The sequence below is a fragment of the Arthrobacter parietis genome (genome assembly GCF_039530425.1).
Taxonomy (GTDB): domain Bacteria; phylum Actinomycetota; class Actinomycetes; order Actinomycetales; family Micrococcaceae; genus Arthrobacter_D; species Arthrobacter_D parietis.
In genome coordinates this window covers 90,777-102,241 of sequence record NZ_BAAAON010000003.1, presented here as the reverse complement: position 1 = coordinate 102,241, position 11,465 = coordinate 90,777, and the positions used below count along the sequence as shown (strand labels likewise).

Here is an 11,465-nt window from a genome sequence, read left to right as displayed (position 1 = left end):
CCATGGGAACCATGGATGAAAGCACGACGACGGCGGCCGGCTCTGCCGCTGACCTCCCATGGGAGGCTCTCGCCGAAGCGGCAACCGCTGCAATGCGGAAGGCATATGTCCCGTACTCCAACTTCCCGGTGGGGGCTGCCGCCCTGACGGACGACGGGCGGATTGTTTCCGGCTGCAACGTGGAGAACGCGTCCTATGGGCTCACCCTCTGCGCGGAGTGCTCGCTGGTCAGCCAGCTCCAGATGACCGGCGGTGGCAGGCTCGTCGCCTTCAGCTGTGTGGACGGGGACGGCAACGCACTGATGCCGTGCGGCCGCTGCCGTCAGTTGCTCTATGAATTCCGGGCGCCGGGCATGCAGCTGATGACCGTGAGCGGAATCCGGACCATGGACGAGGTACTGCCCGACGCGTTCGGCCCGCAGCACCTCGCAGACGCGGGCAGGTCAGCCGCCGGCACTACAGAGACAGGAAGCACCGAATGAGCGAACAGTTCGACGCCGTTGACATCATCCGCACCAAGCGTGACAGGGGCACTCTCAGCCCGGCCCAGATCGACTGGACCATTGACGCCTACACCCGCGGTGCGATCGCGGACGAGCAGATGGCCGCGCTCAATATGGCGATCCTGCTCAACGGCATGGACCGCACGGAAATCTCACGCTGGACGGCCGCGATGATCGCCAGCGGCGAGCGGATGGTTTTCTCCGCCCTTGGCAAGCCGACCAGTGACAAGCACTCCACAGGCGGTGTCGGAGACAAGATCACCCTCCCGCTCGCGCCGCTGGTCGCCGTCTTCGGCGTCGCCGTGCCGCAGCTTTCCGGGCGCGGCCTCGGCCACACCGGAGGCACACTTGACAAGCTCGAGTCCATTCCGGGCTGGCGCGCCCAGCTGTCAAACGACGAGATGATGGCCCAGCTGGCCGACGTCGGCGCCGTCATCTGCGCGGCGGGCGCAGGGCTGGCTCCTGCCGACAAGAAGCTGTACGCGCTGCGTGATGTCACCGGGACAGTGGAGGCCATTCCGCTGATCGCGTCGTCGATCATGAGCAAGAAGATCGCTGAGGGAACGGGTTCGCTGGTCCTCGATGTGAAGGTGGGCAGCGGCGCGTTCATGAAGGACGAGGCCCAGGCCCGCGAGCTTGCCGAAACCATGGTGGCCCTCGGTACGGACGCCGGGGTGAAGACCGTTGCCCTCCTGACCAACATGTCTACCCCGCTCGGGCTGACGGCGGGCAACGCCATCGAGGTTGAGGAATCTGTTGAGGTACTTGCCGGCGGCGGGCCGCAGGACGTCGTCGAACTGACTGTCCGACTGGCGGAGGAGATGTTGACTGCTGCCGGCGTACGCGATGCTGATCCCGCTCAGGCGCTCAGGGACGGCCGTGCGATGGACGTCTGGAACCGCATGATCGAGGCGCAGGGCGGGGACCCTCGCGCTGCGCTCCCCGCCGCCCGGGAGTCCGAGACCATCTATGCACCGGCCGACGGAGTCCTCGTCGGGCTCGATGCCCTGGCCGTCGGTGTTGCTGCCTGGCGCCTGGGAGCCGGACGCGCACGCAAGGAAGATGCGGTCCAGGCCGGAGCGGGTATCCGGCTGCATGCCAAGCCCGGCGCTATGGTCCGCGCGGGAGAGCCGCTGATGACCCTCCTGACTGACACCCCCGAAAAGTTCGATCGCGCGCGTGAAGCGCTGGAAACCGCCGTCGTGATTGCACCCGACGGTGCGCGCCCGGCGCAGCAGCTCATCATCGACCGCATCGCCTGAGCCGAACCGCCTGACATCAGGGGCCCTCTCAGGGGCCCCTGTCAGGGTACTCACCTACTACCTGGGGACGAGTCCCGTACCGGGAACATCACCCCATTGGGCGACGCGGCGGGAGCGGGTCAAACCATAACCTTGGAAAAAGGCTGGATCAGGGGTTCTACAGGGGCATACCCCATGGACCCTCCTGATCCACGGCTGGCATGGTTCTTATAGAAGGTCACTGACCCACCTGGGGCGGCGGCAACCGGAGCCGATCCGCACAATCCAAGGAGCGCAGGTAGTGGACGCGATTAATGCTGTCACGAATGGACTGAGTGATTTCATTCTCAGCACCGCCGAGCAGCCCTGGGTCTACCTGCTGGTGTTCATCTGCTGCACGGTTGACGGGTTCTTTCCGCCGTTCCCCAGCGAGTCAGTGGTGGTGGGTCTCGCGTCGCTGATTATCACCGAGGGCGTGCCCAACGCCTGGCTCCTGATCCTTGTCTCTGCCCTCGGGGCGTTTGCCGGTGACAATATCGCCTACCTGATGGGCAGGGGCGTCGGTACCCAGCGCTTCCGCTGGATGCGCCGTCCACGCTCGCAGAAGGCGTTCGAATGGGCCGGCTACGAACTTGAGAAGCGGGCGGCATCATTGATCCTGGTTGCACGCTTCATTCCCTTCGGACGCGTGGCGGTCAATCTCACGGCCGGCGCAACCGGCTACTCACGACGGCGCTTCGTTGCGCTGACGGGTATTTCCGCCCTGGCCTGGGGGAGCTACTCGGTGGGGATCGGCGCCCTTGCCGGCGCGTGGTTCGAAGACAACCACCTCCTGGGCGTCACTGTTGCGATAGCGATCGCCGTGGTCCTCGGCTTCATCGTTGACCGCATCATCAGCGCTGTGCGCGGCTCGACCCCCACGAGGCCGCGCCCGGAGCCGCTGCACCCACGCACCCCTGAACCGGACAGCCTGGAGGAACCCGCAGCGAAGTCACTGGCCTCGCGTAGTCTTGGCCTGTGACTGAACCAATGACTTCCCTTGCTCCTGACCTCACCTTCGACATCCGTGCCCTGCCGAAAGTTTCGCTGCACGATCACCTGGATGGCGGACTCCGGCCTGCGACCATCATCGAACTCGCCGAAGCGGTAGGCCACCAGCTTCCTTCGACCGATCCGGTTGCACTGGGCCAGTGGTTCCGTGACTCCGCAGACTCCGGTTCCCTGGTGCGCTACCTGGAGACGTTTGACCACACCATCGCGGTCATGCAGACCCGCGACGGTCTATCCCGCGTGGCGCAGGAGTTCGTGGAAGACCTGGCAGACGACGGCGTGGTCTACGGAGAAGTGCGCTGGGCACCGGAGCAGCACCTCACCGGGGGATTGTCCCTCGATGAGGTTGTCGAGGCGGTCCAGGAAGGTCTCGACGCCGGCGTGGAGGCAGTTGCCGCACGCGGCCGCACCATCCAGGTGGGACAGCTGATCACCGCCATGCGGCACGCGGACCGCGGTCAGGAGATCGCCGAACTGGCGGTCCGCCACCGCGAGCGCGGCGCCGTGGGCTTCGACATTGCCGGCGCCGAGGACGGCTTCCCCGCCGCCCGCTTTGCGGACGCCTTCACCTACCTAGCGCAGCACCAGTTCCCCGCAACGGTGCACGCCGGTGAGGCTGCCGGAGTGGACAGCATCGTCGATGCGCTGGTCAGCGGACGCGCGCAGCGGCTGGGCCATGGCGTGCGCATCGCTGAGGACATCACGGTGGAATTCGATGACGACGGCGGTTCGGACGCCCCGGTCGGCATGGCCAGCCTGGGCCAGGTGGCCGCGTGGGTCCGCGACCGCGGGATTCCCCTCGAGGTCTGCCCGTCGTCGAACCTGCAGACCGGAGCGATCGAGGCCTTCGGCAAGGACATCACGAGCCATCCGATCGACCTCCTGTACCAGCTCGGTTTCAACGTCACCGTCAACACGGACAACCGCCTGATGAGCGGTGTCACGCTCACCGAGGAGTTCGAGCTCCTCGTTGAAACCTTCGACTATGACCTCGATGACCTGCTTGAGTTGACCCTCAACGCCGTGGAAGCCGCGTTCATCCCCCTCGACAGCCGCACCGCTCTCGCGGAGCTCATCGCGCAGGGGTATGACGGCGCCAACGGCGCATGACCCAAAGCGCCCAGCGGGCGGGAGCGGCCCTCGAGCGGTTGGTCGACGTCATCGGGCAGCTCCGGGAGCGCTGCCCCTGGATGGGTACGCTGACCCACGAATCGCTCGCCGAGTACCTGCTTGAGGAGTGCTACGAGCTTTTGGAGGTGCTTGAGGGGCCGGCCAGCGTTGCTGAACTGCGCTCCGAACTCGGGGACGTCCTCCTGCAGGTGGTGCTTCACGCACGCCTGCAGGAGGAAAGCGGATCGTTCGCCCTGGCGGAGGTCATCGACGGACTCACAGCAAAGATGATTCGGCGGAACGCGCACGTTTTCACTCCCGACGGCGGTCTCCGGGACGTACCGGCCTCCTCGATTGCGGAGATCGAAGCGTCGTGGCACAGCATCAAGGCGCAGGAACAGCCCGACTCCACGCCGTTTGCGAGCATCCCGGCGGGGCTTCCGGCGCTCGCAGCGGCGGCGAAGACGCTGAAGCGCGCACGCCGCAACGGAACCTCCGGGCGAGAGGAAGGCGGCGTCGTCGAGCCGTCGGTTGAAGCGGACCCGGCGTCGGAGGACGAGGTCGGCCGGGTGCTGCTCGCCGTCGTCGGGCGTGCAGTTGACGCGGGGCTGGATCCGGAGCGGGCGCTGCGCGTTGCTGTGCGCAGGTACCAGGATGAACATCTCGCGCGGTCTGGCTCGGCCGTGCCCGTCGTCCCCAAGTGAAAAGAGCCCGTCACGGTCGGCCATCGACGGCCGCTTTCAATTAGGCTGAGTACGAATCCCCGCGCAGACGCATCAGCTTTTTAGAGCTGAGCACGTTGCGCTGTCCGTCCGAAGAAACTCCACAGACACGAACAGGAGCATTTCCATGGCAATCATTGACGCCATCCACGCACGTGAAATCCTCGACTCCCGCGGCAACCCCACGGTTGAGGTCGAGGTACTGCTCGACGACGACACTTTCGGCCGCGCGGCTGTTCCCTCCGGTGCCTCCACGGGCGCCTTCGAGGCAAACGAGCGCCGCGACGGCGACAAGGACCGCTACCTCGGCAAGGGCGTACTCCAGGCAGTGGAAGCCGTCATCGAGCAGATCCAGCCGGCACTGCTCGGCTTCGATGCAGGAGACCAGCGCGCCATCGACCAGGCCATGATTGACCTGGACGGCACCGAGAACAAGTCGAACCTGGGCGCCAACGCCATGCTCGGCGTCTCCCTCGCGATTGCCCGCGCAGCCGCTGAATCCTCCGCACTGCCCCTGTACCGCTACCTGGGCGGTCCCAACGCGCACGTGCTGCCCGTTCCCCTGATGAACATCCTCAACGGTGGATCGCATGCCGATTCCGACGTCGACATCCAGGAGTTCATGATCGTTCCCCTGGGAGCCGAGTCCTACTCCGAGGGGCTCCGCTGGGGCGTCGAGGTCTACCACGAGCTCAAGAAGGTCCTGAACGAGAAGGGCCTGGCAACCGGCCTAGGCGACGAGGGCGGCTTCGCTCCTAACCTTCCCTCCAACCGCGATGCCCTCGACCTCATCACCACCGCGGTCGAGCGCGCCGGCTACACCCCGGGCACGGACATCGCGTTCGCGCTGGACGTTGCCGCGTCCGAGTTCTTCAAGGACGGCAGCTACACCTTCGAGGGCAAGACGCTCGATTCCGCGGCGATGCGCGCCTACTACGAGGAGCTGGTACGCGACTATCCGCTGGTCTCGATCGAGGATCCGCTGGACGAGGAAGACTGGGACGGCTGGAAGGCACTCACCGAGTCCATCGGTGACAAGGTCCAGCTCGTCGGCGACGATCTCTTCGTGACCAACCCGGTCCGGCTAGAGCGCGGCATCAAGGCTGACACAGCCAACTCGCTGCTCGTAAAGGTGAACCAGATCGGCACGCTCACCGAAACACTGGACGCCATTTCCCTGGCCCAGCGTTCCGGGTACACCACGATCACCTCCCACCGCTCGGGTGAGACCGAAGACACCACCATCGCTGACATCTGCGTGGCAACCAACGCCGGGCAGATCAAGACGGGCGCACCGGCCCGTTCGGAGCGCGTAGCCAAGTACAACCAGCTGCTGCGCATCGAGGAAGAACTGGACGACGCCGCGCGCTACGCGGGACGTTCGGCCTTCCCGCGTTTCACTGCCTGATTGGTCCTTCATGGGGCGTTACCCTCGTTAAGCAGGTAACCGTCTTTGTCGGGGCATTTCCCCTGACCTGACGGCAGAACACAGCGTGAGCGAGGAGTCCGATGTCCACCCGACGCCCCAGCGTTCCGCGTACAACGCGAGCGCGCACTGACGGGCAGAGGCAGCAGACGCCGCAATTGAAGCGCCCTGGCAACCAGGGCGCTTCAGTGCGTTCAACGCCGTCGGGTGCGGGCCGCAAGACGGAGACGCCGCCGGCACCGCAGAGGGCAGCGCGTACTCCGGCATCGCCCGAACCGCGCAAAAAATCCTCCCCGTCCGAAGCCAGGGCCGCGGAACGCTCCCAACTGGCGGGAGCCATCCGGACCGCGAGCGCACCCTTCCGCAAGCCCTCGGATCGAGTGATTGTGCCGGCGGAGGACGCGGAACCGATCCCCGCCAAAGCCTTCTCCGGCCGCCTGCTGGCGCTCGCCGTCGTGCTGGTGACCATCATCGTGCTGCTGGCGCCCTCGGTGCGCACCTACCTGCAGCAGCAGTCGGAAACCGAAGCCCTGCAGGATCGCATCGCGGCGCTGCAGCAGGAGCAGGGCGTCCTCGAAACGCAGATTGCCCGCTGGGAGGATCCGGCGTACATCAAGCAGCAGGCCCGCGACCGCCTCTTCCTGGTGATGCCCGGAGAAACCCGCTACCTGGTCAAGGGCGGAACGGGCGTGGAGACGTCGGCGGAACAGCAGTCCGCCGCGGCGCCGGAGGATCTTCCGTGGGCGGACGCCCTTTGGGAATCTGTGGAGCGGGCTGCCACCGACTAACCTTGGTATGCGGAAGTTTTTGTCGCCTATCTGTTGTCAAAGGCACTCCGAAACCGCAACCAGGCGACAAAAACGCCGGAGGTAGACAAGGTTCAGGAAGGACCGCAGTGACGGAATCGAATCCGCTTGCCCCCACACCGGCTGATCTCGAGACCCTCAGCCGGCAGTTGGGCCGCCCGGTGCGGGACGTCGTCGAGATCGGTGCCCGGTGCGTCTGCGGCAATCCGCTGGTGGCGACCACCGCCCCGCGACTCAGTAACGGCATCCCCTTCCCCACGACCTACTACCTCACGCATCCGGTCATCACCGCGGCGGTGTCCCGCCTGGAAGCCGGCGGGACCATGACCGAAATGACGGAGCGGCTCGAACAGGACACCGCTCTCGCGGCCCGCTACCGGCAGGCCCACGAGGCGTACCTCCGCGCGCGGTCCGAGATCGGGGAGCGCAGCGGCATCGGTCCAGTGCCGGAGATCGACGGCGTGTCCGCCGGCGGCATGCCCTCACGCGTCAAGTGCCTTCACGTTCTGGTCGGTCATTCCCTCGCGGCCGGTCCGGGTGTGAATCCGTTGGGAGATGAGGCGCTGGCTGCCATCGCGGAATGGTGGACTGCGGATCAGTGCCGCTGCGTAGGCGCGTGGGACACCAGCGGACACGCGCCGAACCGCGATCTCAGCCGGCATGTGAAGACCCAGGGCCTCAGCCCTGCAGAGCTGGATGCCAAACGTGCCGAACGTCGAACGAGCGAAGGGAAGGGCTGACATGCGTACTGCAGCCATTGATTGCGGAACCAACTCGATTCGCCTGCTGATCGCGGATGTCGACGGCGGTACCGGGCTGACGGACGTCGTCCGCCTGATGCGGGTGGTGCGCCTCGGCGAGGGAGTTGACGCCACCGGCATGCTTTCCGAAGCAGCGCTGGAGCGGACGTTCGAGGCCGTGGATGAGTACGCTGCACTGATCAAGCAGCACGACGCCGGGAGCGTCCGGTTCGTGGCGACGTCGGCTACCCGTGATGCGGGCAACCGCGACGTCTTCGTCTCCGGCGTACGGGACCGGCTCGGCATCGAACCGGAGGTCGTCAGCGGCGGCGAGGAAGCGGAGCTGTCGTTCTCCGGGGCCGCGAGCGTGCTGGCAGGGGAGAACGACGCCCCTGTCCTCGTGGTCGATCTCGGCGGCGGAAGTACCGAATTCGTCGTCGGCACCGGTAACCAGGTTCTTTCGGCGCGCAGCACGGATATGGGCTGCGTCCGTTTCACTGAGCGGTTCCTGCGCTCGGACCCGCCGACGGAGCAGGAGATCGCCGCTGCCGAGGAAGAGATCGGCAGGATGATCGATGAGGCAAACACCGACGTCAACCTTGCCTCCGTCCACGGCGTCATCGGCGTTGCAGGGAGCATCACCACCGTGACAGCGCACGCGTTAAAACTTCCGGAGTACCAGTCGGAGCGGATCCATGGCACGTCCCTGACGGTTGACGAGATCGATACCGCCACCACCTCGCTGCTCCACCTGTCGCGTTCCGAACGCGCGGCCCTGCCTTACATGCACCCCGGCCGCGTGGACGTGATCGGAGCCGGCGCCCTGATCTGGCGGACAATCGTCCGGCGGGTTGCCGACGCCACGGAAGGCCGCGTGCAGAGCGCAGTGGCGAGTGAGCATGACATTCTGGACGGAATCGCCCTCAGCGCCGTCTCCCGAAGGGAACATGGATGACAGTGCGTCCCGTGCCGTCCGGCGCCCTTGTTCCCCGGTCGATTGCCGCCGTCGTGCTTGCAGTGGGTCTTTCCGCCGGCGTCATCATCCCGGTGGGAGGCGCTGCGGCCCATGGCGGGGAGATCCGCGAGCGTGAATACTGGCTGGAAGATTACGGAATCACCGAGGCGTGGGAGGACACAAAGGGTGCCGGAGTGACGGTCGCGGTGATAGACAGCGGGGTGGATGGAAGCCACCCGGACCTGGAAGGCGTTGTCACCGGCGGAACCGATGTTTCCGGAGCAGGAGCGCCCAACGGGCAGCGCGGTATCGGCGAGGTGCCTGAGCACGGCACACTGGTGGCCAGCCTAATTGCCGGCCGTGGGCACGAGCCCGAAGAGCCTCAACCAAACCAGTCCGCCACACCGTCCGGCACTGCATCGCCATCGGCTAAGCCGTCGGGCTCCGCACCGCCGTCTGCTGAAGCTGAGGCATCTGCTGAGGCGTCTGCCAAGGCCGGGGAATCTGCAGTCAAGGCTGCCGGACGGGGGCCGGACGGCGTCGTCGGGGTTGCACCGGAGTCAGAGCTGCTTGCCGTCTCGCTCTGGATCGGCGGCGAGTCCACGGGCGCCAATCCCGCGGGGGTCAGCATTGACGAACAGATCCCGAACGCTGTGCGGTGGGCGGTGGACAACGGGGCGTCCGTGATCAACATGTCGCTGGGCAGCACGTCTCCCACCTGGCCGGAGAGCTGGGACGAGGCATTCCTCTATGCCGAACAGAACGACGTCGTCATTGTCGCCGCCGCCGGCAACCGCGCCGGCGGGTCCGTGCAGGTAGGTGCGCCGGCCACCATGCCCGGTGTTCTCGCTGTGGGCGGGCTGGATGCGGAGGGTGCGGCGAGTCGGGAGTCATCATCCGAGGGCATCAGCATCGGCATTGCGGCGCCGGCCGAGAACCTCGTCGGGGCGCTGCCGGGTGGGCTGTACGCAAGCAAGTGGTCCGGAACCTCCGGTGCTGCGCCGCTGGTCTCCGGCGTCGCGGCACTGATCCGTGCCAAGTACCCGGACCTGACAGCTCCGCAGGTCATCAACCGGATCATCATGACCGCACGCGATGCCGGCATACCCGGCAAGGACACCATCTACGGTCACGGGATTCTCGACGCCGCCGCGGCGGTGAATGCCGACCTCACAGTTCCTGAAGAACTGTTGCTGGGGGCGGGCGGTGTGGTGAGCATGGCGCAGTACATCGAGACGTACCGGCGCGGCGAGGTGCCGCCGCCTCCTCCGCCGGAACCGGCACCGGCCGAAGAGCCGCTGCCCGACATCCCTGAACCGACCGTGCCGGCTGCCGCTGAGCGTGCGTCAGCTGCCACATCGCTGCCCGCTTTCATCGTGTTCGGATTCGGCGGGCTGATCCTCTGTATCCTGCTCGGCGGAACGTATCAGGTCATCCGGGTGTACCGGCAGGGTGGCGCGGAAACGGACGGCGACAACAGTTAGTGAAGATTTTCACAAAGTCCGGTACGCTGGTTTCATGGCTCAAACCTCCAACTTTTCTGATCGTCCCCGGATCCTTGTTGTCGGCGGCGGCTACGTCGGTCTGTACGTAGCCCACAAGCTGCAGAAGAAGGTGAAGGATCACGGTGGCATTGTTACGCTCGTTGATCCTTTGCCCTACATGACCTACCAGCCGTTCCTCCCCGAGGTGGCCGGTGGCAACATTGAGGCGCGTCACGCCGTCGTCTCCCACCGCATGCACCTGACTGACACCGAGCTCATCTCGGGCAAGGTCACGGGCGTCAACCACTCCTCGCGCACGGCAACCGTTGAACCCGCGGACGGCAGTGAGCCTTTTGAGCTGAACTACCGTGACATCGTCATCGCGGCCGGCGCCATCACCCGCACGTTCCCGATCGAGGGCCTGGCGGAGGAGGGGATCGGCCTCAAGACCATCGAGGAGGCCGTCGCCCTGCGCAACCAGCTCCTCGAGCGCATCGAGACCGGATCCCTGATGGAGCCGGGTGCGGAGCGTGACCGCGCGCTGACTTTCGTCGTCGTCGGCGGTGGGTTCGCCGGCATCGAGGCGCTTGCAGAGATGGAAGACCTCGCACGCGCTGCCGTCAAGAAGAACAAGCGCCTTCAGCGTTCTGACATCCGCTTTGTGCTGGTGGAGGCCATGGGCCGCATCATGCCCGAGGTCACGGAAGAGCAGGCCAAATGGGTTGTGCAGCACCTGCAGGCCCGCGGCGTGCAGGTCAAGCTGAACACCTCGCTGGCCAGCGCCAAGGACGGCAAGCTGAAGCTCATCAATATGCCGGACAAATCCCCGGCGGATGAATTCGAGACAGACACCCTCGTATGGACTGCCGGCGTGCAGGCCAACCCCGTGGTCCGCAACACCGATTTCCCGATTGACGAGCGCGGCCGCGTCCGCGCCAGCGCTGAACTGCGCATCACCGGCGACGATGGCCCGCTGGACGGCGCCTGGGCGGCCGGTGACGTTTCCGCAGTGCCCGATCTCTCCGGCGGCGGCGTGGGCGGTTTCTGCGTCCCGAACGCGCAGCACGCTGTGCGGCAGGCCAAGCTTCTCGCCGACAACATCTACGCTGAGCGCTACGGCGTGGGCCGCGTCCGTGAATACAGGCACAAGAACCTCGGTGCGGTTGCCGGGTTCGGCCAGTACAAGGGCGTAGCCAACATCATGGGCTTCGGCATGCGCGGACTGCCCGCGTGGCTTGCACACCGCGGCTACCACGGCATGGCAATGCCCATGTTCGAGCGCAAGGCCCGCGTAGTGGGCAACTGGGTGCTCGGTTTCGTCTTCGGGCGTGACACCACCCAGCTGATGGATCTGCAGACTCCACGCCGCCAGTTCCGTGAGGCTGCCACTCCTCCGCCGAAGAAGCAGGAGACGCCCTCGCTGGACAA

General features: G+C 66.0%; 11 protein-coding genes. All 11 read left to right on the top strand.

Going from position 1 to position 11,465, the window contains the following annotated elements; translation table 11 throughout:
• Window positions 1–11: 11 nt before the first annotated feature.
• On the top strand, window positions 12–482 hold the full coding sequence (locus ABFX19_RS12590) for a cytidine deaminase (RefSeq protein WP_346028737.1): 471 nt from the start codon (window positions 12–14) through the stop codon (window positions 480–482).
• Window positions 479–1,765, top strand: a complete 1,287-nt coding sequence (locus tag ABFX19_RS12585; protein WP_346028472.1) for a thymidine phosphorylase — start codon at window positions 479–481, stop codon at window positions 1,763–1,765. Before ABFX19_RS12590 ends, ABFX19_RS12585 begins: the two co-directional genes overlap by 4 nt.
• 280 nt (window positions 1,766–2,045) lie before the next feature.
• On the top strand, window positions 2,046–2,765 hold the full coding sequence (locus tag ABFX19_RS12580) for a DedA family protein (RefSeq protein ID WP_277358175.1): 720 nt from the start codon (window positions 2,046–2,048) through the stop codon (window positions 2,763–2,765).
• Window positions 2,762–3,904: an adenosine deaminase gene (locus ABFX19_RS12575; protein ID WP_056548898.1), complete on the top strand. Its 1,143-nt coding sequence runs from the start codon at window positions 2,762–2,764 to the stop codon at window positions 3,902–3,904. Before ABFX19_RS12580 ends, ABFX19_RS12575 begins: the two co-directional genes overlap by 4 nt.
• Window positions 3,901–4,608, top strand: coding sequence for a MazG nucleotide pyrophosphohydrolase domain-containing protein (locus ABFX19_RS12570; protein WP_277359829.1), 708 nt, complete (start codon window positions 3,901–3,903; stop codon window positions 4,606–4,608). Before ABFX19_RS12575 ends, ABFX19_RS12570 begins: the two co-directional genes overlap by 4 nt.
• 145 nt (window positions 4,609–4,753) lie before the next feature.
• Window positions 4,754–6,034 carry a phosphopyruvate hydratase gene (eno, locus tag ABFX19_RS12565; protein WP_056548894.1) on the top strand — a complete coding sequence of 427 codons (1,281 nt, stop codon included), beginning with the start codon at window positions 4,754–4,756 and terminating at the stop codon, window positions 6,032–6,034.
• 101 nt (window positions 6,035–6,135) lie between these two features.
• Complete coding sequence (locus tag ABFX19_RS12560) at window positions 6,136–6,840, top strand: FtsB family cell division protein (protein ID WP_277359830.1); 705 nt, start codon at window positions 6,136–6,138, stop codon at window positions 6,838–6,840.
• Window positions 6,841–6,947: 107 nt separating this feature from the next.
• Window positions 6,948–7,598 carry a DUF501 domain-containing protein gene (locus ABFX19_RS12555; protein ID WP_056548892.1) on the top strand — a complete coding sequence of 217 codons (651 nt, stop codon included), beginning with the start codon at window positions 6,948–6,950 and terminating at the stop codon, window positions 7,596–7,598.
• Window position 7,599: 1 nt separating this feature from the next.
• Entirely contained in the window at window positions 7,600–8,553 is a 954-nt protein-coding gene (locus ABFX19_RS12550; RefSeq protein WP_346028471.1) for a Ppx/GppA phosphatase family protein, read from the top strand.
• The gene (locus tag ABFX19_RS12545) at window positions 8,550–10,037 is read left to right on the top strand and encodes a S8 family serine peptidase (protein ID WP_346028470.1); all 1,488 of its coding nucleotides are present in this window, start codon (window positions 8,550–8,552) and stop codon (window positions 10,035–10,037) included. The genes ABFX19_RS12550 and ABFX19_RS12545 overlap by 4 nt, the downstream gene beginning before the upstream one ends.
• A 34-nt stretch (window positions 10,038–10,071) precedes the next feature.
• On the top strand, window positions 10,072–11,465 hold a 1,394-nt coding region (locus tag ABFX19_RS12540; protein WP_346028469.1), incomplete at its 3' end, for an NAD(P)/FAD-dependent oxidoreductase.